Annotated in this window: 20 protein-coding genes; 9 read left to right on the plus strand and 11 right to left on the minus strand. The window is 71.4% G+C overall.

Annotated features, from left to right (window positions below; translation table 11 throughout):
- The first annotated feature begins 4 nt into the window (after positions 1-4).
- Both H489_RS32700 and H489_RS32705 read left to right on the plus strand, forming a co-directional pair.
- Positions 5-1,105, plus strand: coding sequence for an ABC transporter ATP-binding protein (locus H489_RS32700; RefSeq protein WP_017888061.1), 1,101 nt, complete (start codon positions 5-7; stop codon positions 1,103-1,105).
- A gap of 84 nt (positions 1,106-1,189) precedes the next feature.
- Positions 1,190-2,497, plus strand: coding sequence for a DUF4032 domain-containing protein (locus H489_RS32705; protein WP_017888062.1), 1,308 nt, complete (start codon positions 1,190-1,192; stop codon positions 2,495-2,497).
- A 434-nt stretch (positions 2,498-2,931) separates the two neighbouring features.
- Here the strand turns inward: H489_RS32705 and rlmB are convergent, their stop codons facing one another.
- The 4 genes from rlmB to H489_RS32725 are packed head-to-tail and all read right to left on the minus strand — an operon-like array spanning position 2,932 to position 7,168.
- Positions 2,932-3,942, minus strand: coding sequence for a 23S rRNA (guanosine(2251)-2'-O)-methyltransferase RlmB (rlmB, locus tag H489_RS32710; protein WP_017888063.1), 1,011 nt, complete (start codon positions 3,940-3,942; stop codon positions 2,932-2,934).
- Positions 3,943-3,970: 28 nt separating this feature from the next.
- Positions 3,971-5,380 (minus strand): cysteine--tRNA ligase, encoded by a 1,410-nt coding sequence (gene cysS, locus H489_RS32715; RefSeq protein WP_017888064.1) that lies wholly within the window; start codon positions 5,378-5,380, stop codon positions 3,971-3,973.
- A 32-nt stretch (positions 5,381-5,412) separates the two neighbouring features.
- Positions 5,413-6,681 carry a 2-C-methyl-D-erythritol 4-phosphate cytidylyltransferase gene (gene ispD, locus H489_RS32720; RefSeq protein ID WP_081612334.1) on the minus strand — a complete coding sequence of 423 codons (1,269 nt, stop codon included), beginning with the start codon at positions 6,679-6,681 and terminating at the stop codon, positions 5,413-5,415.
- Between the two features lie 4 nt (positions 6,682-6,685).
- Entirely contained in the window at positions 6,686-7,168 is a 483-nt protein-coding gene (locus tag H489_RS32725; protein WP_017888066.1) for a CarD family transcriptional regulator, read from the minus strand.
- 159 nt (positions 7,169-7,327) lie between these two features.
- Here H489_RS32725 and H489_RS32730 point away from each other — a divergent pair, with 159 nt between their 5' ends.
- Positions 7,328-7,912 carry a hypothetical protein gene (locus H489_RS32730; RefSeq protein ID WP_017888067.1) on the plus strand — a complete coding sequence of 195 codons (585 nt, stop codon included), beginning with the start codon at positions 7,328-7,330 and terminating at the stop codon, positions 7,910-7,912.
- Positions 7,913-8,175: 263 nt separating this feature from the next.
- Here H489_RS32730 and H489_RS32735 read toward each other — a convergent pair whose 3' ends face one another.
- Together H489_RS32735 and H489_RS32740 are read right to left on the minus strand one after the other, a co-directional pair.
- A complete protein-coding gene (locus H489_RS32735; protein ID WP_017888068.1) occupies positions 8,176-8,856 on the minus strand; it encodes a response regulator transcription factor in 681 nt (226 codons plus the stop codon).
- Positions 8,853-10,019 (minus strand): sensor histidine kinase, encoded by a 1,167-nt coding sequence (locus H489_RS32740; RefSeq protein ID WP_017888069.1) that lies wholly within the window; start codon positions 10,017-10,019, stop codon positions 8,853-8,855. The genes H489_RS32735 and H489_RS32740 overlap by 4 nt, the downstream gene beginning before the upstream one ends.
- Before the next feature lie 146 nt (positions 10,020-10,165).
- Here H489_RS32740 and phoU point away from each other — a divergent pair, with 146 nt between their 5' ends.
- Positions 10,166-10,834, plus strand: coding sequence for a phosphate signaling complex protein PhoU (gene phoU, locus H489_RS32745; RefSeq protein WP_017888070.1), 669 nt, complete (start codon positions 10,166-10,168; stop codon positions 10,832-10,834).
- 31 nt (positions 10,835-10,865) lie between these two features.
- Complete coding sequence (locus H489_RS32750; RefSeq protein WP_017888071.1) at positions 10,866-11,414, plus strand: AAA family ATPase; 549 nt, start codon at positions 10,866-10,868, stop codon at positions 11,412-11,414.
- Positions 11,415-11,597: 183 nt separating this feature from the next.
- Here H489_RS32750 and H489_RS32755 read toward each other — a convergent pair whose 3' ends face one another.
- Positions 11,598-12,344 carry a phosphoglyceromutase gene (locus H489_RS32755; protein ID WP_017888072.1) on the minus strand — a complete coding sequence of 249 codons (747 nt, stop codon included), beginning with the start codon at positions 12,342-12,344 and terminating at the stop codon, positions 11,598-11,600.
- Between the two features lie 44 nt (positions 12,345-12,388).
- Here H489_RS32755 and H489_RS32760 point away from each other — a divergent pair, with 44 nt between their 5' ends.
- Complete coding sequence (locus tag H489_RS32760) at positions 12,389-13,162, plus strand: SAM-dependent methyltransferase (protein ID WP_017888073.1); 774 nt, start codon at positions 12,389-12,391, stop codon at positions 13,160-13,162.
- A gap of 96 nt (positions 13,163-13,258) precedes the next feature.
- On the opposite strand, the gene H489_RS32765 is transcribed toward H489_RS32760, so the two are convergent.
- The 3 genes from H489_RS32765 to H489_RS32780 all read right to left on the minus strand — a co-directional run bounded on the left by H489_RS32765 (position 13,259) and on the right by H489_RS32780 (position 15,362).
- The gene (locus H489_RS32765; protein ID WP_017888074.1) at positions 13,259-14,341 is read right to left on the minus strand and encodes a YgfZ/GcvT domain-containing protein; all 1,083 of its coding nucleotides are present in this window, start codon (positions 14,339-14,341) and stop codon (positions 13,259-13,261) included.
- The gene (locus H489_RS32770) at positions 14,341-14,943 is read right to left on the minus strand and encodes an FABP family protein (RefSeq protein ID WP_017888075.1); all 603 of its coding nucleotides are present in this window, start codon (positions 14,941-14,943) and stop codon (positions 14,341-14,343) included. The genes H489_RS32765 and H489_RS32770 overlap by 1 nt, the downstream gene beginning before the upstream one ends.
- 137 nt (positions 14,944-15,080) lie before the next feature.
- On the minus strand, positions 15,081-15,362 hold the full coding sequence (locus H489_RS32780; protein WP_140448504.1) for a hypothetical protein: 282 nt from the start codon (positions 15,360-15,362) through the stop codon (positions 15,081-15,083).
- Positions 15,363-15,542: 180 nt separating this feature from the next.
- On the opposite strand from H489_RS32780, the gene H489_RS32785 reads away from it, so the two are divergent.
- Genes H489_RS32785 through H489_RS32795 form a run of 3 tightly spaced genes read left to right on the plus strand, consistent with a single transcriptional unit; the run spans position 15,543 to position 19,117 of the window.
- Positions 15,543-16,226 carry a DNA-binding response regulator gene (locus H489_RS32785; RefSeq protein WP_017888078.1) on the plus strand — a complete coding sequence of 228 codons (684 nt, stop codon included), beginning with the start codon at positions 15,543-15,545 and terminating at the stop codon, positions 16,224-16,226.
- Positions 16,226-17,053, plus strand: coding sequence for a mycothiol synthase (mshD, locus tag H489_RS32790; protein WP_017888079.1), 828 nt, complete (start codon positions 16,226-16,228; stop codon positions 17,051-17,053). The genes H489_RS32785 and mshD overlap by 1 nt, the downstream gene beginning before the upstream one ends.
- Positions 17,054-17,101: 48 nt before the next feature.
- Positions 17,102-19,117 carry a serine/threonine-protein kinase gene (locus tag H489_RS32795; RefSeq protein ID WP_031260226.1) on the plus strand — a complete coding sequence of 672 codons (2,016 nt, stop codon included), beginning with the start codon at positions 17,102-17,104 and terminating at the stop codon, positions 19,115-19,117.
- Between the two features lie 100 nt (positions 19,118-19,217).
- Here H489_RS32795 and H489_RS32800 read toward each other — a convergent pair whose 3' ends face one another.
- Positions 19,218-23,483 carry an FtsK/SpoIIIE domain-containing protein gene (locus tag H489_RS32800; protein ID WP_017888080.1) on the minus strand — a complete coding sequence of 1,422 codons (4,266 nt, stop codon included), beginning with the start codon at positions 23,481-23,483 and terminating at the stop codon, positions 19,218-19,220.
- Positions 23,484-23,521: the final 38 nt, after the last annotated feature.

The following is a 23,521-nucleotide window of genomic DNA, read 5'->3' on the forward strand; positions in this document are numbered from 1 at the left end:
GCTCATGGCGTCCGTCACCTATGACAAGGCAACCCGTCTCTACCCCGGAGGCAACCGTCCCGCGGTCGACTCCCTCGACCTGGACGTCGCCGACGGCGAGTTCCTCGTCCTCGTCGGCCCCTCGGGCTGTGGCAAGTCCACCTCGCTCCGCATGCTGGCCGGCCTCGAAGAGGTCAACTCCGGTCAGATCCGCATCGGCGACCGCGACGTCACGGACGTCCCGCCGAAGGACCGCGACATCGCGATGGTGTTCCAGAACTACGCGCTGTACCCGCACATGACCGTCGCCGAGAACATGGGCTTCGCGCTCAAGATCGCCGGCGTCGGCAAGGAAGAGCGCGCCACCCGCGTGCAGGAAGCCGCCAAGCTCCTCGACCTCGAGGACTACCTCGGCCGCAAGCCGAAGGCGCTCTCCGGTGGTCAGCGTCAGCGTGTCGCGATGGGCCGTGCGATCGTCCGTCAGCCGCAGGTGTTCCTCATGGACGAGCCGCTGTCGAACCTCGACGCCAAGCTCCGCGTCCAGACCCGCACGCAGATCGCGTCGCTGCAGCGTCGTCTCGGCGTCACCACGGTCTACGTCACGCACGACCAGACCGAGGCACTGACCATGGGTGACCGCATCGCGGTGCTCAAGGACGGCATCCTGCAGCAGGTCGGCACCCCGCGCGACCTGTACGAGAAGCCGAACAACGTGTTCGTCGCCGGCTTCATCGGTTCGCCGGCCATGAACCTGCTGCCCGCCGACGTCATCGAGGGCGGCATCAAGTTCGGCACGCTCAACCACGCGATCGACCGCGACACGCTGTCGAACGCCCGTGCCGCACAGATCACGGTCGGCATCCGCCCCGAGGACGTCGTCGTGTCGCAGTCCGGCGAGGGCCTGCCCGTCACGGTCGACGTCGTCGAGGAGCTCGGCGCCGACGGCTACCTCTACGGTCACGCCGACGTGAACGGCCAGCGCGCCGACATCGTCGCCCGCGTCGACGGTCGTGCGCACCCGTCGATCGGTGACACGATCGTCATCACGCCGAAGCAGGGCCACGTGCACGCCTTCGACACCGAGTCGGGCGACCGCCTCGACGACAAGGCCGTCGTCAGCGCGTAACCAGCGCACTCCCCCGAGAGCCCGCGCCCGCCTCACCAGGCCGGACGCGGGCTCTCGGCTGTCCCCGACACCAGAGGAACCACCGTGCCCGACTCGATGTCCATCACCGCCGCCACCGTCGACCCCGGCCTGCTCGACCTGCCGTGGGACCTGCCGCTCGCCGACTGGCCCGACGACGCGATCGTCGCGCTGCCGAAGGGCATCTCACGGCACCTCGTGCGGTTCGTGCACCTGAGCGGGTACGTCGCCGCGGTGAAGGAGACCGGCGAAGAGGTCGCCCGGTCCGAGTACGAGATGCTCCGGACCCTGCAGCGCATGGACGTGCCGTGTGTGGACCCGGTCGCGGTCATCACGAACCGCGCCGATGCCGACGGTGAACCACTGCACCCTGTGCTCGTGACCCGTCACCTGCGGTTCTCGCTGCCCTACCGTGCGCTCTACTCGCAGACGCTGCGCCCGGAGACCGCCACCCGTCTGGTCGACGCCCTCGCGCTGCTGCTCGTCCGCCTGCACGTCATCGGCTTCTACTGGGGCGACGTGTCCCTGTCGAACACGCTGTTCCGTCGCGACGCCGGAGCCTTCGCCGCGTACCTGGTCGACGCGGAGACCGGCAAGCTCTACCCCGGCGGGCTGTCGAACGGCCAGCGCGAGAACGACCTCGAGGTCGCCCGCGTGAACATCGCCGGCGAGCTCCTCGACCTGGAGGCCGGCGGACGGCTCGACGAGAACGCCGACCCCGTGGACGTCTCGAACCGCATCGTCGCCCAGTACCGCACGCTCTGGACCGAGCTCACCGGCACCGAGCAGTTCGACATCAAGGAACGCTGGCGCATCAACGACCGCGTGGAGCGCCTGAACGAGCTCGGCTTCGACATCGAAGAACTGTCGATCCACACGACCGAGGGCGGCTCGCAGGTCCGGATCCAGCCGAAGGTCGTCGACGCCGGGCACCACCAGCGCCGACTGCTGCGGCTCACCGGGCTCGACGCCGGCGAGAACCAGGCCCGGCGCCTGCTCAACGACCTCGACTCGTACCGTGCCCGCAACGGCCGTGACGAACTCGACGAGGAGATGGTGGCGCACGAGTGGGTCTCACGGGTCTTCGAGCCCGTCGTCCGGTCGATCCCCCGTGACCTGCGCGGTCGGCTCGAACCCGCCGAGGTGTTCCACGAGCTGCTCGAGCACCGCTGGTTCATGTCCCAGCAGGAGGAGCGTTCCGTCTCCCTGCCAGAGGCCACGACCGCGTACATCAACGACGTGCTCCGCCACCGTCGCGACGAGCGCCTGCTCATCAACCCGCCGACCTCGTCGATCACCGTGCCGATCCCGGTGCTCGACGACGACGCCGCCGATGAGTCCGACGACGTGGACGACTGGCGCGCCACCGTCTGACGCGGTCCCCGGTCGGTCACGACGCCCCGCCGGGTGGGTGCCGACTGGTCACAGACCGTCGCTGGCGGCGTCGCGCAGCGACGACGCGTGACCACACGGCCGACACCCGCCGATGGGTCGTGGCCGCTCGGGGTTCGAGAACGCGACCGCCTGGAGGCCCGGCGTGCGTCCCGGAGACCGGTGCCGGCCCTCCAGACCGTCACCTGCACCGCCGGTGGTGCCGTTGGACGTCGAGCGGTCACGACACCCCACAGGTGCACGTCGGCCGGTCACGAACCGTCGCCTGCGGCGTCGCGCAGCGACGACTCGTGACCACACGGCGGGCATCATCCGACGTGTCCTGACCCGTCGGGCCTGCCCCGGTCGGCGCCGCACGCAGGAACGGCCGCCTCCCACGAGGGGAGGCGACCGTTGCTGCGGACGAAGCGCCGGGGCTACGCGGTGCGGCGGCGCCGCGCGACCTCCCACAGGGTGACGCTCGCGGCGATGCCGGCGTTCAGGGACTCGGTGGCGCTCGAGATCGGGATCGACACGATGGCGTCGCAGGTCTCGGTGACCAGGCGCGACAGGCCCTTGCCCTCGGAACCGACGACGATCACGATCGGGCGGTCGGCGAGCTCGAGGCCGTCGAGCTCCACGTCACCGTCGCCGTCGAGGCCGAGGACGAACAGGCCCATCGACTTGAGCGACTTCAGGGTCTGCGTCAGGTTCGGGGCCATCGCGACGGGGGTGCGGGCCGCGGCACCGGCCGAGGTCTTCCACGCCGACGCCGTCACACCGACCGAGCGACGCTGCGGCACGATGACGCCGTGTCCACCGAAGGCCGCGGTCGAGCGGATGATCGCACCGAGGTTGCGGGGGTCCGTGATGCCGTCGAGGGCGACGAGCAGCGGGACCTGGTCGCGCGAGAACGCCTGCTCGACGATGTCCTCGGACACGGCGTACTGGTACGCCGGCACCTTGAGGGCGACGCCCTGGTGCACGCTGTCGTGCCCGGTGATGCGGTCGAGCTCGGGACGCATGAGCTCGATGATCGGCACGCCACGGTGGTTCGCGAGCGCGAGGATCTCCTTCACACGGTCGTCGACCTCGATGCGCGACGCGATGTAGAGCGTCGACGACGGGGTCTTCGTGCGCAGCGCCTCGAGCACCGAGTTGCGCCCGGTCACCAGCTCGGAGTCGTCGGTCTTGCGTGCCGGCGGACGGCCGGTGCGACCCTGCGGGGTGCTCGAGGAACCGTGCCGACCCTTGGCCGCCTCGAAGCGGTCCTTCGCGGCCTTGCGCTTGCCCGCGGGGTGGTACGGGCGGTCCTCGGCCTTCGGGGTCGGCTTGCGGCCCTCGAGCGCCTGCGCGCCCTGTCCGCCGGAACCGACCTGCTTGTTGCCCTTGCGACCGGCGCGGACGGCGCCGGGCCGACCCTTCTTGCTTCCCGAGACGTTCTTCATGCGTAGCTCCTGTTCGGCACTGCCGTGTTCAGGCGATGCTCCAGCGTGTTCCGGACGGCGTGTCCTCGATCGTGATGCCCGCGGCGGCGAGGTCGTCGCGCACGCGGTCGGCCGCGGTGAAGTCCCGTGCTGCCCTGGCGTCCGCGCGCTCCTGCACGAGGCGTTCGACGAGGGCGGCGAGCGGGCCTGCCGAGGTGTCGTGGCCGCCGCCCGACCAGTGGGCGGCTCGCGGGTCGATGCCGAGCACCTCCACCATCGCAGCCACCTGATGGTACGCGGTCCCGAGCGTTTCCGCATCGTCGGCGTCCAGGGCGGCGTTGCCGGTGCGCACGGTCTCGTGCAGCACGGCCAGGGCCTGGGGCACGGAGAGGTCGTCGTCCATGGCCGCGGCGAAGGCCTCGGGCACGGATGGGGCATCGGTGAGGTGGACGCCCTCGAGCCGGGGCTCGGCGCGCTCGAGGAACCCGGCGATGCGGTCGTACGCCGCCTCGGCCTCGGCAAGGGAGCCCTCGTGGTGGTCGATCGACGAACGGTAGTGGGCGGCGCCGAGGAAGTACCGGACAACCGCGGGACGAGCAGATCCGATGAAGTCCGCGGCGAAGATCGAGTTGCCGAGCGACTTCGACATCTTCTGCCCCTCGACCGTCACCAGGCCGTTGTGCAGCCAGTACGACGCGAACGGGTCCCCGGCGGCCGTGGACTGCGCGAGCTCGTTCTCGTGGTGCGGGAAGCGCAGGTCGAGCCCGCCGCCGTGGATGTCGAACGCGGGGCCGAGGTACCGACGTGACATCGCCGAGCACTCGATGTGCCAGCCCGGACGGCCGGCGCCCCACGGGGAGTTCCAGTTGGCGGTCGACGGTTCGCCGGGCTTCGCACCCTTCCAGAGCGCGAAGTCACGGGCGTCGCGCTTGCCACGCGGATCGGCGTCGGCAGCCTCGACCATGTCCTCGCGCCGCTGCCGGGTGAGCACCCCGTAGTCGGCCCAGCTGCCGGTGTCGAAGTAGACGTCGCCCGAGCCGTCGTCGGCGGCGTAGGCGTGCCCGCGGTCGATGAGACGCTGGATGATCTCGTGCATCTGCGGCACGCTCGCCGTGGCCCGCGGCTCGTAGGTCGGGGGCAGGATGCCGAGGGCGTTGTACGCGGCGGTGAACTCGAGCTCGACCCGGTAGGCGCGTGCGAACCACGCCTCGTCCGTGCCGGCAGCCAGGTCGAGGACCTTGTCGTCGATGTCGGTGACGTTGCGCACCAGGGTCACCCGGTACCCGCGGTGGGTGAGCCACCGGCGCCAGATGTCGTAGACCAGCGCGGACCGCAGGTGCCCGATGTGCGGCGACGACTGCACCGTCGGTCCACAGACGTAGACGCTCACGTGTCCGTCGACCAGGGGCACGAGGTCGACGACGGCTGCGGCGCGGGAGTCGTAGAGGCGAACGGTCACGCCTCAACCCTAATCGGCGCGGGGCCGCGGTTTCAGGAGGGACGCACGAGCGCGGTGGCGATCGCGGCGAGCCCCTCACCGCGGCCGGTGAACCCGAGTCCGTCCGTCGTGGTGCCGGACACCGCCACGGGTGCGCCGACCACGGCGGACAGGGCGTCCTGCATCTCGTCACGGCGACGACCGATGCGCGGCCGGTTGCCGATGACCTGCACGGTGACCGACACCGGCACGAGCCCCGCGTCGGCGAGCAGCGTGACCGCGCCGCGGACGAAGACGTCGCCCGTGGCGCCGGCGTACTGCGGGTCGGCGGTGCCGAAGCGGCCGCCGATGTCGCCGAGGCCCCCGGCGGAGAGCAGGGCGTCGCACACCGCGTGCGCCACCGCGTCGCCGTCGCTGTGGCCGGAGAGCCCGGGTTCGCCGGGGAAGTCGAGCAGCCCGACGCGGCAGGGCGAGGCGTCGTCGAAGGCGTGCACGTCCACCCCGAGCCCGAGTCGGACCGCGACGGTGTCCGCCTGGCCAGCACCCGCCGCACCGGCACCAGCACCAGCACCGGCTTCGGACCGCGCCCGCACGATCGACTCGGCCCGGCCGAGGTCCCACGGCGTCGTGATCTTGAAGGCGTCGGCGTCACCCGGCACGAACCGGACGGTGCCCCCGACGGCCTGGAACACGCCGGCATCGTCCGTCTCGGACTGCGACGACACCGCGTACGCCCGCCGGAGTGCGGCGAGGGGGAAGCCCTGCGGCGTCTGCACCCCGACGAGTGCGGCACGGTCGACGGTCTCGACGACGACGTCACCGTCGACGCGCTTCACGGTGTCCGTGACGGGGAGTGCCGGCACGACGCCCGCACCGTCCCCGGCGGCGACGGCGTCGAACACCCGCGCGAACTGCGCCGCGGGTGTCAGGCACCGTGCCGCGTCGTGCACGAGCACCGTGGTGACGGAGTCCGGCAGCACGGCCAGGCCGGCCTCGACCGAACCGTGGCGATCCGCGCCTCCGGCCACGACGGCCGTGTACGCGACCGCAGCACCCGCGACGGAACCGACCACCTGCCGGCACTCGTCCAGGTGCGACGCCGGTGCGACCACGACGACGAGCGTCGGCGACGGCAACGCGAACAGGGGCTCGAGTGCCCGCGCGAGCATCAGCGAACCGGCCACGGGCACGAACGCCTTCGCCGTCCCGATGCCGAGCCGGGTGCCGGACCCCGCTGCAACGACGACGACCGCCCGGTCCACCCCGTCGGGGAACCGTGCGGTCGTCGTTCGTGCTGTCGCGCTCAGTGGTTCAGCGTTCAGGCGTTCAGGAGGCCAGGACCTCGTCGAGGACGGTCGATGCCTTGTCCTCGTCGGTCTTCTCGGCCAACGCGAGCTCGGAGATCAGGATCTGCCGGGCCTTGGCCAGCATCCGCTTCTCACCCGCGGAGAGCCCGCGGTCCTGATCGCGCCGCCAGAGGTCGCGGACGACCTCGGACACCTTGATGACGTCACCGGAAGCGAGCTTCTCGAGGTTCGCCTTGTACCGGCGTGACCAGTTCGTGGGCTCTTCCGTGAACGGCGCCCGGAGGACCTCGAACACCTTGTCGAGCCCTTCCTTGCCGATCACGTCGCGGACGCCGACCAGGTCGACGTTGTCCGCCGGGACCTCGATCGTCAGGTCGCCCTGCGTCACCCGCAGCTTCAGGTAGACCTTTTCCTCGCCCTTGATGACGCGAGTCTTGACTTCAGAGATGGTTGCCGCCCCGTGATGGGGGTAGACGACGGTCTCGCCGACCTCGAATTGCATGTATCAGGCTCCGTTCCCAGACCTCCAGTTTACCACAAGGGCCGTTCCGGTAAGGGGACCCTCAGCGCTCACCCCTCCCGGTGATCGCTAGGATGGGCGCGGGGACCGCCCGGTCCCCATCGTGACTTACGGAGGAATCTCTTGCGACCTCGGGTACTCGTGTCCGTCGCCGTTGCGGCAACCATCGCGCTCGGCGCCACCGGGTGCGAGTTCATGTCGCCGGCCCACACCGTCGACATCAAGCAGATCACCGACGGCGTGGACGTCTCGACCGGCAAGGTCGACGTGCGGAACGCCCTGCTGATCTCGGACGACGGCGAGAGCGCCCGCTTCATCGGCACGCTCGTGAACAACGACGACCAGGACGACTACACCGTCTCGATCGAGATCGGCGGCGACACCCAGACCGTCGACGTGCCGGCGAACAGCCACGTCGACCTCGCCATGGCAGCGGGTGCGGGCAGCGACGCCGAGTCGAGCGTGCAAGAGGGCGACACCACCCAGGGCACCACCGCCGCCGACGCCGAGCCGATCGTGTTCGACAACGCGGACGCGAAGCCCGGATCGCTCGTCAAGGTCTACTTCAGCTACCCCGACGCCGAGGGCACCTCGGCGAACGTGCCGGTGCTGACCAGCTCGCAGGAGGAGTACCAGACCCTCGCGCCGAGCCCGACCCCGGAGCCGACCGACACGGTCACGCTGCCGACCTCGACCCCGACGGCCACGCCGACGGACGGCCAGTAGTCCGTCCGCGCTGACGCGACGCTCGACCACTGCAGACCGGGAGGCCCGGTGCCGGTCCCAGGGACCGGCACCGGGCCTCCTGTCCGTGCGGTGCACACACCAGCCGTCGCCAGCCGTCGCGCGCGCCCTCGCGCGCGGCCCGGTCATGACTCGTCGCAGACCACTCGTCGAGTGGTCACGAACCGTCACTGCAAGGCGCCGGAGGCGACGACTTGCGACCACTCCCAGGACGACGCGCGGTGAGTCGTGACCGGTCGCGGGGCCTACGCCTCGATGCGGTAGCCGAGACCGCGGACCGTCACCAGGATCTCGGGGGTCGACGGGACCCGCTCGATCTTCGAGCGGATGCGCTTGATGTGCACGTCGAGGGTCTTGGTGTCGCCGAAGTAGTCGGACCCCCAGACCCGGTCGATGAGCTGACCACGGGTCAGCACGCGGCCGGCGTTCCGGAGCAGCAGCTCGAGGAGCTCGAACTCCTTGAGCGGCATCGGCGTCTCGGACCCGTCGACGGACACCGTGTGGCGCTCGACGTCCATCCGGATGCCGCCGACCTGCAGGATGCCGCTGTCGGCCGGGTCGTCCTCGGTACGCCGGCGGAGCACCGCACGGATCCGGGCCAGGAGCTCCCGCGTGGAGTACGGCTTCGTGACGTAGTCGTCGGCGCCGAGTTCGAGCCCGACGACGATGTCCACCTCCGAGTCCTTCGCGGTCAGCATGATGATCGGCGCGTTCGAGCGGGTCCGGATCTGCCGGCACACCTCGGTGCCGCTCAGGCCCGGCAGCATGAGGTCGAGGAGCACCAGGTCGGGGTTCTCCGTGTCGAACTTCGACAGCGCTGTCACGCCGTCGGCAGCGACGGAGGTCTCGTACCCCTCACGCTGCAGCAGGAACTCCAGGGGCTCGCTCAGGGCCGGCTCGTCGTCGACGATGAGGATCTTGGTCACGATGGCTGCTCTTCCAGTTGCTCTTCGAGGGCTGTGGTCAGTTCGGGATCTGCCTCGGGCAGACGGATGGTGAAGGTCGAGCCCTTGCCGGACTGCGACCAGACGCGCACGTCACCACCGTGGTTGCTGACGACGTGCTTGACGATCGCGAGCCCGAGGCCGGTGCCCCCGGTGGCGCGCGACCGTGCGGGATCGACACGGTAGAACCGTTCGAAGACGCGGTCGAGGTCGGCCTCGGGGATGCCGACACCCTGGTCGGTGACGGCGATCTCGACGAAGCCCTTCGACGACCGGACGCCCACACCGACGCGGGTGCCGTCCGGCGAGTACTTCACCGCGTTGGCGATGAGGTTCGACACCGCGACCTGCAGCAGGCCCGGGTCGCCCATCACCCGCAGCTTCGACTTCTTGGCGCGGATGATCTCGATCGACCGGGCGCGGGCGACGACCTCGTTGCCGTCGATGGCGGCCTGCACGATCTTGTCGATGCCGGTCTCCTCGCTGTTCTCGAGCGCGTCGACCGACTGCAGGCGGGACAGCTCGATGATGTCCTTCGTCAGCGCCCCGAGCCGCTCGGACTCGGTGATGAGCTGCGCGGCGAACTTCTTGACGTGCGCGGGGTCGTCGGCGGCGAGCACGAGCGTCTCCGACAGCAGCCCGATGGCACCGATCGGGGTCTTCAGCTCGTGCGAGATGTTGGCGACGAAGTCGCGGCGGACCTCGTCGATGCGGCGGCTCTCGGTCAGGTCGTCCGCGGTGAGCAGGACGTACCGGTTGCCCAGCTGGGCGGCGCGGAAGCTGAGGTAGCCGATGAGCTCCCCGTGGCGGCCGCGTGGCAGCTCGAGGTCCTCCGCACCCATCTCCCCGCTCTTGCGCACCCGGTCGATCAGGCCGAGCAGTTCCTGGTGCACCAGACGTCGGCGCACGACGAGCCCCGCGGTGAGTGCCTGGGGCGATGCCGCGACGACGGTGTTCGACGGGTCGATGACGACCGCCGGGTTGTGCATCGTCGAGATGACCGCTGCGACACCGTCCGGCAGGGTCCGCTCCGCCACGTCGGCAGCACGTGCCGTGCGCTCGGCGGTGATGATCAGCACCACGACGCCCGCGCCGAAGACCCCGCCGAGGAGCATCGACAGTGGCACGAGCCACGCGTTGTCCATGCCGCCAGTGTAGGGATGGTCATGCGGGGTTCCGGTACCGTTCACCGTCCGCGGAAGGCCAGAACGCGAAGCGTTCAGCCCCGCGTCACCGTTCGTTCACCTGCGCTGACGACACTCGTCCGGTACGCAGAGAGAGGTACTCCCCCATGCGCGAAGTCTTCCAGCAGGAACTCCAGGACGTCCAGGAGCGACTGACCGAGATCGCCGGGCTCGTCGAGTCCGCCATCACCCGAGCCACGCAGGCCTTCGGCGACTCCGACGTCGCCCTCGCCGAAGAGGTGATCGCCGACGACGAGAAGATCGACCTCGCTGCGAACAGCCTCGACGAGATCGCGATCGACATCCTGGCCCGCCAGGCGCCGGTGGCCCGCGACCTGCGCGTCGTCGTCACCGCCCTGCGCGTCAGCTCCTCGCTCGAGCGCATGGGAGACATGGCCGAGCACATCGCGCAGCTCGCCCGCCAGCGCTTCCCCGAGAAGGTCGTGCCGAAGGGCCTCCGCAGCACCTTCAAGGAGATGGGCAAGCACGACGTCGCGATGGCGCAGAAGCTCACGCGCCTGCTCGCCACCGAGGACATCGCACTGTCGGCCGAGATCCGCGACGAGGACGACGCCGTCGACGAGCTGCACGCCAGCGTCTTCGACTTCGTGCTCGGCGAGGCCTGGAAGGGCGGCCCGATCGACACGGTCGACGCCACCCTGGCCTCCCGCTACCACGAGCGCTTCGCCGACCACGCGGTCTCGATCGCGAAGAAGGTCGAGTACCTGGCGACCGGCGACTGGACCGGCGCGTCCACCTCGACCGCGGCGGTCTGACCCGACCCGATCGGTCTGCGAGGATCGTGGCATGGCCCAGGTCGCGATCATCGTCAACGGCATGCCCGGTTCCGGCAAGAGCACGATCGGCACGGCACTCGCCGAGGTGCTCGGCTGCCCGTTCCTGTCGAAGGACCGCATCAAGGAGCCCCTGGCCGACGTCGTCGGCCCGATGATCGCCTCCCGTCCGCTCGGCGGCATCGCCATGGACACGATGTGGTCCATGGCCCGGGCCGTCGAGAACGGGGTCGTCCTCGACGCCGTCTGGCTGCCGTCCCGCGACCGGGACCGCCTGGAGGCCGGGCTCGCCTCCGCCGGGTCGCCGCGCGCCGTCGAGGTGTGGTGCGACACGGACCGCGTCACGGCCGAGCAGCGGCTGCGGGACCGGTACGACCCGGGCACCGTGCCGGTGCGGCACGAGGTGCACGGGGACATGGCCGACGTGCTGGCCTTCTGGGACGAGCACGGCGACGACGCGCACCCGGTCGGGCTCGCCGGTGTCCCGGTGATCCGGGTCGACACCACGAAGCCCTACGACGTCGGGGCCCTGGTGCAGGAGATCGCGTCGCACTTCGTCTGACCAGCCACGGCTCGTCGAGCCGACCGTGCTGCCGGAGCGACACGTCGTCGACGGGGCGATCCGTTCCTCCTGGCAGAGCGACAGGAGTCGGCGGAACGTTGGCGGCCCACTGTCGCTTCCGGGAAGCACGGCACACGCACCAACGCCCCGCCCGGATGCCGGACGGGGCGTTCTGCGTGGCCGCTACTTCTTGGCGCCCTGGGCGGCCACGGCGGCGGCGCCGGCAGCGGCGGCCTCGGGGTCCAGGTAGTACGCGGGCTTCGTCGGCGTGAAGTCGTCGTCGAGCTCGTACACCAGCGGGATGCCGGTCGGGATGTTCAGACCGGCGATGTCGTCGTCGGAGATGCCGTCGAGGTGCTTCACGAGCGCACGCAGCGAGTTGCCGTGGGCAGTGACGAGCACGGTCTTTCCGGCGGCGAGGTCCTTCGTGATGTCGGACTCCCAGTACGGCAGCAGGCGGTCGATCACGAGCTTGAGCGACTCGGTGCGGGGCAGCTGGTCGCCGAGCTCTGCGTAGCGGCGGTCACCGGACTGCGACCACTCGGCGTCGTCTGCGATGGGCGGCGGCGGGACGTCGAACGAGCGGCGCCACTCCATGAACTGCTGCTCGCCGTACTCGGCCAGGGTCTGGGCCTTGTCCTTGCCCTGCAGGGCGCCGTAGTGGCGCTCGTTGAGGCGCCAGTCGCGCTTCACCGGCAGCCAGGCCAGGTCGGCCTGCAGCAGCGCGATGTCCGCGGTCTGGATCGCGCGGGTCAGGAGCGAGGTGTACAGGACGTCGGGGACGATGCCGGACTCGGCGATGAGGTCGCCGGCGCGCTTCGCCTCCTTCTCGCCCAGCTCGCTGAGCCGGACGTCGACCCAACCGGTGAACAGGTTCTTCTGGTTCCAGTCACTGTTGCCGTGACGGAGCAGGACGAGCGTGGAGGTCATGCCTCCGAGTCTACCGAGCGGTACCGGCCCCGTACCCTTGACGCATGCCCATCGGGAACGTGACGCGCGGGACGACCGGGTACAACCGGCTCCGCCGCGTCGACCGGTGGATCGCGACCCTGCCGGTGCTGCGCCGGACGGACGACCCGCTCGTCGCCGACGTCGGCTACGGGGCATCGCCGACCACCACCCTCGAGCTCCGCGACCGGCTGGCGGCCGTCCGACCGGACGTCGAGGTGACCGGCATCGAGATCGAGCCCTCGCGAGTCGCGCTCGCGAACGCCGGGACCCGCGACGGCGTGACCTTCCGCCTGGGTGGCTTCGAGACGCCGACGCCCGGGCAGCGCCGACCCGCCGTCATCCGGGCCTTCAACGTGCTGCGGCAGTACGACGAGTCCGCGGTGGTCGGGTCGTGGCGGATCATGCAGGACCGGCTGCAGCCCGGCGGTGCGCTCGTCGAGGGGACGTGCAACGAAGTCGGCCGGGTCGCATCGTGGGTGACGCTCGACGACGTCGCGCCACGGACCTTCACGGTGTCGCTCCGCCTCGCCGGGCTCGACGTCCCCTCCATCGTCGCCGAGCGCCTGCCGAAGGCCCTGATCCACCGCAACGTGCCCGGCGAACGGGTGCACGCGTTCCTCGGCGACCTCGACCTGTCGTGGGCGGTCGCGGCTCCGCTCGGCACGTACGGACCCCGGCAGCGGTGGATCGCCACGGTGCGCGGCATGCGCGGCCGCGGGTGGCCGGTGCTGCACGGCGTGACCAGGTGGCGGCTCGGCGAGCTCAGCGTCCCCTGGTCGGCCGTCGAGCCCGCCTGACGCAGCGGCGCAGAACACCGGTGTTCGCGCTCCGAACACCCGCGAACCGCGGTGCGACCGGCGAACACCGGTGTCTTGCGACCGTCAACGCGCAGGCTAGGAGCGCTTCACGGCTCCGAGACGGGGCAGGCGCGGGACGTTCGCCGTCGCACCGGCCTCGGGCGGGACGATGGTCTCCTGCGCCGCGGTCACCACGACGTCGTCGGCCTCGAGCCGCAGGGTCGCGGTGGGGTCGAGGGAACGCTTGACCACGGCGAGCCCGATCGGACCGAGCTCGTGGTGGATCGCCGACGCCGACAGCCGACCGACCTGCTTGTCGTCGAGCAGCACGGGGGTGCCGGGTGCCGGCAGCACGCCGTCGGACCCGTCCAGGTGCAGCAGCACGGCCCGACGCGGCGGGTGCCCGAGGTTGTGGACCTTGGCGACGGTCTCCTGCCCGCGGTAGCAGCCCTTCGACAGGTGCACGGCGGAACGCAGCCAGTCGAGCTCGTGCGGGATCGTCCGCTCGTCGACGTCGGACAGGACCGGTCGCCAGGCGGCGATCCGCAACGCCTCGTACGCCAGGAGCCCCGCGACGGGGACGTCCGACGCGGCGATCGCGGCCGCAGTGCCGGGGGTGACCACGGCGATGCGGAGGGTCCAGTCGGAGCCGGGGTGGGCCTCCTGGGCGGCGTAGCCCCACCCGCCGGGCGTGACGACGCCCCACGGGTCGACCCACTCGACGACGGGTCGTTTCGGCAGTTCGACGGAGGCGAACGGTGCGGTCTCGCCGAGCCAGCCGAGGGTGACGAAGTCGGCCGAACGGTCGGCGACCTCGACCCGGAGCATGAAGCGCATCGAGTCGAGCCAGCCGGCGAGCGGCGCAGCGTCAGGGCGCTCGGAGAGCAGCCAGGCGGTCGCACCGTCGTCCACGATCCGGGCCGCGTGCTCGACGCGTCCGGCCTGGTCGAGCACGAGCGTCTCGGTGCTGACGCCCGTGGGCAACCCGGTGAGCTGCTGCGAGGTGATCGAGTTGAGCCACGACAGGCGGTCCGGCCCGGAGACCGTGACGACACCCAGACCGAGCTCGACGACGGCGCGGCCGCGGGACAGCAGGCGCTGCTCCCCGATCGGGTTGCCGAAGTGCGCGGCGACCGAATCGGCCGCGACGAAGCCGTCCCGCGCGGCGAACACCGACATCACTCGACCTTCGCGAGCTGCCCCGAGGCGTGCGAGGTGAGTTCACGGCCGAGCGCGGCGATGTCCCACGCCCAGAAGAGCTTGCCCTCGACCAGGCCGTACAGGCGGGTCGCGGCGGAGTAGTCCTTCGCGTTCGGCGAGCGCAGCACGGCGTCGGTCGACAGGTCGATCCGGCCCTTCAGCACACGGCCGACGTAGAGCTCGTTGACGCCCGTCGGGTGGATGATCGCGGCCTCGACGTCGAAGCCGTCGGTCGTGTTGCGGAGCGCCTCGACGCTCTCGACCGTGCTGAAGGGCGTGGGCCCCTCGCCCAGGAGCATCGCGGGGCCGCGGTCGCCGGGCTCGGTCGGACGGTCGATCCGCCAGTAGCCCATCTCGGCGGCGAGCGGGGTGTGTTCGTCGTCGAGCAGCCACGTGGTGGACGAGTAGTTCAGGTAGGGCAGGCCGTCGTGGCTGAAGCTGACGCGCTGGCCGAACTCGTAGTTCCGGACCTCGTCGTCGTCACCGACCGGGTACTCGACCACACCGGTGCCCTCCCACACGCCGACCAGCCACGACAGCGGGACCAGTTCGGGGGCGAGGCCTTCGGGCAGCTCGATCAACGCTGACCCTTGAACAGCTTCACGACGACGACCACCGAGATGAACGCGATCGCGAGCGACGCCAGGCCGAGGAGGCCGACGTAGAAGAGCTCGAGCGCAAGCAGCGAATCCATGGTCCGGAGTCTACGCGGCTCGGCTCAACGCGCCAGGAGCACCACCGCGGTGACGAGCACCACGACGAACGCCCCGGACGACGCGATGCTGATCCGTTCGACCAGCCCGTCCTTGGTGGCGGTGATGAGCTGCAGCACGAAGCTGACCATGACGCAGGCGACGAAGACGAGCAGCAGCCAGGCGAACGAGTCGCGCTCGGCCAGGGTCAGGACGAGCACCGCCCCGACGACCGCCAGCACCCAGACCGGCAGGACGGACGTCAGCCGCAGGCGACGCTGGTCGGTGGGGTGCACGGGCTCGGTCACGCGATCCATCATGACAGGGGACGTGCGGAATGCTCGCACCGCCGGGTGCGGTGCTCGTGCGGGACGCTCGCACCGCCGGTGCGGTGCTGTGCGGGACGGCGCGCAATCCGTCCGGCCGGATGAGTCCTTCCCGAGCATCACTAGGATGTCTCCACGACGTCATCCACCTCCGGAGGTCCTGTGGCACAGCTCCTGGTACTCACCTCGACCGCGCCCGGAGACGTCCTGCCGAGCCTGGGCCTCCTGAGCCACCGGATCCGCCACGTGCCGGCCGAGGCCGCGCAGCTGGTCAACGCCCCGCAGAGCGACCTGATGTTCGTGGACGCCCGCACCGACCTGGTCAGCGCGAAGGCCCTGTGCAAGATCCTCGCCTCGTCGGGGTCGACCACGCCGATCGTGCTCGTCGTCACCGAGGGCGGTCTGACCGCGGTGAACAGCGACTGGAACGTCGACGACGTCGTGCTCGAGAGCGCCGGCCCCGCCGAGATCGACGCCCGCATCCGCCTGTCGGCCGGTCGTGCCGCGAAGGGCCAGACGAGCTCGAAGATCCAGGCGTCCGGTGTCGTCATCGACGAGGCCAGCTACTCCGCCAAGGTCCGCGGTCGGCCGCTCGACCTGACGTTCAAGGAGTTCGAGCTCCTGCGGTTCTTCGCCACCCACCCGTCACGCGTCTTCACCCGCGAGCAGCTGCTCAGCGAGGTCTGGGGCTACGACTACTTCGGGGGCACCCGCACCGTCGACGTGCACGTCCGACGGCTCCGCGCCAAGCTCGGGGACCTCGAGTCGCTCATCGGCACCGTCCGCAACGTCGGGTACCGCTTCAACGTCTACGACGACGAGGCCGAGCGCCTGATGGGGCAGTAGTGCTGCCCGACCTCGGCGCCTTCGTCGCCCCCGGCGAGGCCCCGCCGTTCTCCGACCAGACCCTGGTGGACGTCCGCGCCGGGCGCGCGAGCGTCCTGTCCGTCGACGACGGGGTCGCCGTGGTCCGTGACGGTGAGCTCGAGATGGTCGTCGCCCAGGAGGCCCGCGGCCGCGGCATCGGCACCGCCCTGGTGACGCAGGCGCTCGCGCTGGGCGGCGGGGCCGCTCCCCGGCTCGCCTGGGCGCACGGGGACCACCCGGCAGCGCGGGCGCTGGCCGACCGGTTCGGCTGGCGCGCGGTCCGCACGCTGCTGCAGCTCCGGGCGCCCGTCGCCGACTCCGAGGTGGACGTCGCCGCCGACGTCGAGCTGCCCGACGGGTTCAGCCTGTCGGCGTTCCGCCCGGGCACCGACGACGAGACCGACTGGCTCGCGCTGAACGCCGCAGCCTTCGCGCACCACCCCGAGCAGGGGCGGATGACGTTGGACGACCTGCACGCCCGAGAAGCCGACGCCTGGTTCTCCGGCGACGACCTGCTCTTGCTCCGCGATGCCTCCGGGCAGCTCGCCGGGTCGTGCTGGCTCAAGGTCGAGGACGGCATCGGCGAGTTCTACGCCGTCGCCGTGCGGCCCGACCTGCAGGGACAGCGGCTCGGTGGTGTGCTCATGCGTGCGGGAACCGCCCGGCTGCACGGCCGCGGGCTGACCGCCGCCGCACTGTACGTCGAGGGGGACAACGAGCCGGCGCTCGCGCTGTACCGGCGCTCGGGGTTCACGCAGCACGCGATCGACGTGCAGTACGCGGCGCCGGAGCAGCCCGGCCGGTAACATTGCGTGGTCGGCGAGGGGTCGGCCATCGGGGGAATCGGGGAACGCGTGGCGCAGGACCGTCAAGGGCAGTACGGCCAGGGCGAACCGCTCGGTGCGTCCTACCGACTGGTCGAACTGCTCGGGACCGGTGCCACCGGTGAGGTCTGGCGCGTCGAACACACTGCGACCGGTGATGCCTTCGCAGCGAAGCTCCTGCGTGCCGAACTCGCCGCCGACCCGCAGATCGTCGAGCGCTTCGTCCGGGAGCGCTCCGTGCTCCTCGCCCTGCAGCACCCGTCCGTCGTGCGCGTCCGTGACCTGGTCGTCGAGGGTGACCGGCTCGCGATCGTCATGGACCTGGTGCCGGGCGGATCCGCCCGCGACCTGCTCGCGGCGAACGGGCCGCTCACTCCGCGTGACGCCCTGACCATCACCGCCGAGACCCTCGACGCCCTCGCTGCGGCGCACGAGCAGGACGTCACCCACCGTGACGTCAAGCCCGACAACGTGTTGCTCCAGGCCCCGTGGGAGTCCGGCGCGACCGGCGACGTCCGGGTCAGCGACTTCGGCATCGCTTCCGTCGTCGCCGAGCGCGAGCGCACCACCACCGGGCTCCTCGGCACACCGCAGTACATGGCACCCGAGTCGATCAGCCACGGCCGCTCGGGTCCGGCCGCCGACGTCTACGGCGCCGGGGTCATGCTCTACGAGCTGCTGTCCGGTCGCACGCCGTTCGCCGGGCCTGGCACGGACTTCGCAGTGGCGTACCGGCACGTCACGTCGAACCCGCCCCCACTCGACGTGCCGGACCCGTTGTGGACGGCGGTGTCTGCCCTGCTGGCGAAGGACCCGAACGCCCGGCCGTCGGCGGCCGACGCGGCGGGGACTCTCCGTCGGCTCGCACGGTCCCTCGCCTCGGCATCCGCGCTGGTCGCTTCCAGCGACCCGGACTCGTTCGACGAGGTCGAGCGTCCGGCGACCGTCGTCCGTGGGGTCCGCCCCGACGACGCGACGGGATCCCAGACCACCGCCACCGGGGACGACACCGCGGTCGTCGGGCCGGCCCCGGAGCTCGGCCCCGCCGGGTCGCAGACCGTCATCCGGCCGATGGCGCGGCAGCCGCTGCCCGCCGCACCGGCCGCCGAGCCCGAACCGACGCGTCGGTTCGCCCGCCCCGAATGGCTGACCAACCGTGCGCTCCTGTTCGGCGGCATCGGCGTCGTGCTCGTCGCCGCACTGATCGTCGGTGGCGTCGTGTGGCTGCCCGGAGCTCTCCAGAAGACGCCGGGGCCCGGTTCCGCGACCGCACAGGCCGCCAACGCCTACCAGCAGGACCAGCCGCTTCCCACCGGCCTCGCGACCACACGGCGTGCCACCATCGACCCGGCGAAGGGCACCGTGGACCTGCGCATCACGTACGCGGCGCAGGCGGCCACCCTCAGCGGACCGTTCCTCGAGGTGCTGCCAGGTGCTCGGTCGGGAGACTCCTGCCCCGCGGCCACTTGGTCCGGCGAGGGCATCACGGCGAAGCGCAACCAGCCGTCGCTGACCGGTGTGGACACGGCGTGTGCGTGGAGCCTGTCCGGCGTCGAGGTCCCCGCCGGTGGAGACGTCACGGTCGAGGCCTCTGTGCCACTCTCTGTCAAGGACGGTGCCGCGCTGCAGACCTGGCTCGAGGGTGTCGGCGAGGCGACCACCACAGCCGTGACCGACGACGCCGTCCGCGGGACTGCCTACCCCGTCCAGCGGCTGCAGGGCGTCGAGGTCCGCACGCCCGACCGGACGGTCAGCCAGACGGCGCTGCCGGTGACCCTGGTGCCGGTCTGGCCGAACGGTGCCGACGAGCTCAACCCGCTCTACCGCAGTCCGAGCAGCGGGCGGCCGTCGCAGATGCTCGTCGACGTGGCCGGCGGTGAGTCCGGCGTCCGGTTCGCCGACGGCTGCTCGGGCGCGTTGGCCGTGTCGTCCGACGGGCTCGTGGTCACCGCACTCTCCGTCGCCCCGTCGTGCACCGTCCGGGCGACGGTGGGGAACTTCACGAACCTCGAGAGCTCGCCCTTCGGGATCACGACGCGCGACTGAGCGGGCCTGTCGGGGCTGAGCGCGTCGGTCGCGCGACCAGCTGACAGCGTGGAGGCCCGTGGCGGCGTCGCCACGGGCCTCCAGTCCGTCAGTCAGTCGGTCAGCTGCCTGCGGACGCGGTCTGCACGAGGCGGACGGCGCCGCCGGAGGACGCGTAGCCGCGACCCACGGTCAGCGCCACCGGTGCTCGGCGCGGGAGCGTGACGCCCAGCAACTCGCCGTCGTAGTCGACGTCCGGCTGCAGGAGGACGCCGCAACGCGACTTGCGGACCGCTCGTGTCCAGTGGCTGTAGAGCGATCGGAGGTCCGCCGAGCGGCCCGCCGCGACGACGCAGAGCCCGGGGCGCTCGGTCGCGAGCAGCGTCGCGATGGCCTGGTCGCCGTCATCGAAGCGTTCCGCGTCGTCGATCAACAGCAGCACCGGTCCACGCTCGAGCCGCAGCCCGGCCAGCAGAGCCGGGACCTCGTCGGGGCCGACGGCGATGCGGTCGAAGTCCCCGGAGGCGAGCGGCGAACGGCGATCACAGATCGCCCAGACCGCCGGTCGCACGCCATCCGCGGCGCGAGCGAGGGCCGCGAGCGCCAGGAGCACGGTCGACTTGCCCGACCGGGCTGGACCCGCAACGAGCACGTGTTCGCCGTCGTAGACCTCGAGCGCTGCGGGACGGAGATCGTCCTCGGCGACCCCGATCGGGATCCGCCACGGTTCCCCCGCGAACACCGCACCCGCACCGAGTTCGTCGACCAGGACGGCGTCGGGCAGCCGACCGACCGCACTCGCCTTCGGAGCCGTGCCGGGCCAGCGCTCGACGAGGCGATCGACGGCCTGCGCCAGCGGGACGCCCGGCGTCGCCACGTGGGACTGCAGCCGCAGGATCGAGTCGATGAAGCGACCGGCTACGGGCGGTGGGACGTCCTTCGGGCGGACGCCGATCGAGGCGTAGTCGTACGGGTCGGCCAGGCGGAACATCCACTTCTGGGTCGTCACTTCGTCCATCGCGGACGGGACCGCCTTGGCGCGGGTCGTCGAGACGGCGAACGATATGCCGAGCGCGGGCCCCTCGGCGTAGACGCGGTACAGGGCGTCGAGCAGCAGCTGCCCCTCGAAGTCCTGGTACTCGTCGCGCAGGGCCGCGAGGCCGTCGATCAACACGACTGCCCGGCGGCCACCCGGAGTGGCGCGACGTCGCTCGAGCTCGACGCGCAGGTGCCGGAGGAACCGCGCCTGCACCTCCCCCGCGCCGGCACCGGAGCCGACGTAGGCGGTCGTGTGCGGAAGCTGCGCGAGGGGCGCCAGGTCGCCTGGACCCATGTCGAGCACCAGCAGGTCGAGGTCGTCCGGGCTCGTCGCCTCGGCGAGCTGCAAGGCGAGGGTGGCGAGGGCCGTGCTCGTCCCGCTGCCGGGGATGCCCATGAGCATGAGGTTGCCCTCGTCGAGGTCCCACCCGGTCGTGACCTGGCGCTGGTGGTCCGGGTCGTCGGCCAGGGCGACGGGCACGGTCCGCAGCGGTCCGACGACGGGCGCCAGCTCGGCCAGCTCGACGCGATCGCCGAGGGCCTCGGGCCAGATCGGTCGCGGCGGGGCGTGCCCGGCGGCGGCGTTGGCCTGCGCGATCGCCTCGATGAGCTGGTCGAGGTCGGTGACGTCGGCCGCCGTCGGCGCCGGAGCGGGCATCGGAGCGGGCACGCCGAAGACGTCGGTCGGTCGGACGGACACCGGTTGCTCCGCACGCTCGTCGCGAGCACGGCCGGTGACGAGCGCGGTCTGCACCGGGGTGATGTCGTCCTGCCCGAGCTTCACGTACGCGCGACCGGTCTGTTGGCGACCGATACCCGCGGCGGTGGGCACGCCGATCACGTTGGTCGAGTCCTCGCGGCTCTGCACCCGCAGCGCCACCCGCATGTTGGTGTTCGCCAGGATGTCCTCGCTCACGACGCCAGCAGGCCGCTGGGTGGCGAGGATCATGTGGACGCCGAGTGTCCGACCGACCGCGGCGACGGCGACGAGCGAGGTGAGGACGTCGGGGAAGTCCTTCGCCAGCATCGCGAACTCGTCTACCACGAGGAGCAGGCGCGGCATCGGTTCGTCGGGCTTCGTCGCCAGGTAGGCGTCGAGGTTGTCGATGTCCGCGCCGGCTGCGGCGAACACCCGCTGACGACGCTCGAGTTCGGCCTCGAGTGCACGGATCGCACGGTCGGCGAGTTGCTCGTCCAGGTTGCTGATCGTGCCGATGGTGTGCGGCAGTCGCTCACAGGCGGCGAACGCGGCGCCGCCCTTGAAGTCGACGAGCAGGAAGTTGAGGCGGGTGGGATCGTTGCGTGCAGCGAGCCCGGCGACGAGCGAGCGCAGGAACTCGCTCTTGCCCGAACCCGTCGTGCCACCGACCAGACCGTGCGGCCCGTCGCGGACCAGATCGAGCTCGAGGACGCCGCTCTCCGACGACCCGATCGGGGTCGAGAAGCCGGTGCGGGCGCCCCACGCCGCTCGGATCGTGTCGACGGGGCTCGTGGCCGTCTGGGTTCGCGGAACCGTGTCGTCCCCCGCGAGCAGCTCCGGCAGGCGGACGAGCGACGGCAAGGACGCCCCCGGAACCAGCAGTTCGGGATCGTCGAAGTGCGCCACGCTGCGGGCGCTCCGTTCGGCTGTCTCGACGCTGAGTCCGGCGAGCACGACGTCCTCGACGCGGGTCCGGTCCTCCGGCCGGTAGACCGTCGCGGCGGCGTCGGCACCGACCGTGACGATCGTCGTGCAGGCTGCGGGAAGCTGCTGCTCGTTGGTCGCGATGACGATCCCGCTCACCCGCCGTGGCTGCTCACCGGGACGGAGCGACTGTCCGGGGACGGTGCGCCCTTCGCCGAGCAGGTTGCGGGCGGGCGCATCGCGCCCCTCGGTGAGCACCTCGGAGTCGACCACGACGAGCAGGTTCGGGGTCGGTAGCTCGTCGAGCGACTCCCGCAGCCCTCGGAGCATCGCCGCGCTCTGGTCGCGCTGTGCCGACATCCAACGGGCACCGGTGCTGCTCCCCGCCACGCGCGCGTGCGGCAGCCAGGAGGCCCACCCCCAGTCATCGGCACGGCCAGCGTCACAGAAGATGCCCACCGTCAGGTCGGCGGGACCGCAGTGCACGGTGGCCTGCGCGAGCAGGCTGCGCGCCAGCGCGAGTGCTCCCTCGCGGTCACCGACGATCCCGACGACGCCGGCGTCGGACAGGTCGGCCACCACCGGTGCTGCGGTCAGGCGACTGTCCGCGATGGCCGCCTTCGCTTCGTCCTCGAGCTTGGACGACGCGGCCCGCTGATCGAGTTCGGGGCGCCACGGTGCGTCTCCGGTGCCGGCGTGCAGGCTCAGGAAGTCGGTGTCCTGGGAACGTCGCTGCCACAGCAGGGTGGTGGGGAGCTCGGCCCGGCGGACGACGGTGGCCGGGTCGGGGACGAGTTCCTGCCGACGGGCGGCCTCGACCGCTGCGGCCTCGGCGATCTCACCCCGGAAGGACTCCACTGCCTCGGCGAAGCGGGTGTCCTCCTCCTTCAGGTTCTTCGCCCGACGGTGCTTCTGCTCGAACCACATGCCGATCGCGGTGACCGGAGACAGCAGCGCGAACAGGGCGAACCGTGCGTCGCCGAGCAGGAGCACCATCGCCCCGGCGAGGACCAGAGGCGCTGCGACCGTGATCCAGCTGAACTTGGAGGCCTGGGGGACCTCGCGTTTGGCGGGTGGGTCGACGGTCTCGGTCTCGGTGTTCCGCCCGGCTCGGGGCGGGCGGTTGAACGGCGCGGTCGCCGCGGGCGTCAGGTTGGCCAGCGAGCCCGCGGCCGGCACGGGGACCTCGTCCAGCGCTGGCCGGACCAACAGCACGGCGCCGCCCACGATGACGCTCGTGGTCCCGGTGAGCAGGACTCCCTCGGCATCGATGCGCTCGCCCGCGATCACGGTGCCGTTCGTCGACCCGGCGTCACGCACGCGGACCCCGTCGTCCTCGCGCTCGATCGTGCAGTGCTCCCACGACGCGCTCTCGGTGGGCAGCACGACGTCGGCCTGCGGTGCCCGGCCCACGACGAGCTTCCGGCTGCGCGGGATCGGCACGACCAGACCCGCGTCGAGCCCCCCGGCGAGTGTGACACTCCAGTCGTCGACCAACTGCGGGCGCTCCTGCGGCGTGCGTCCGACACGGGACCCCTCGAGCAGGACGAGGTCACGCAGCGGAGTCGCCGCGCTGGTTCGGTGTCCGTCGACCGCGAGGGAGGTCTCGGCGTCGAGCTCGACGCCGATCGCGGCGGCGACGAGTTCTCCGAGGGAGGACGCGCCGGACCATCCGTCCACCTCGACCGCCTCGCGACGGTCGTCGAGCTCGATCAGCAGGCGCATGCTCGCGTTGTCCTTCTCGGGGGTCCGTGCGTGGGTGG

It is taken from the genome of Curtobacterium flaccumfaciens UCD-AKU (assembly GCF_000349565.1).
Lineage (GTDB): Bacteria > Actinomycetota > Actinomycetes > Actinomycetales > Microbacteriaceae > Curtobacterium > Curtobacterium poinsettiae.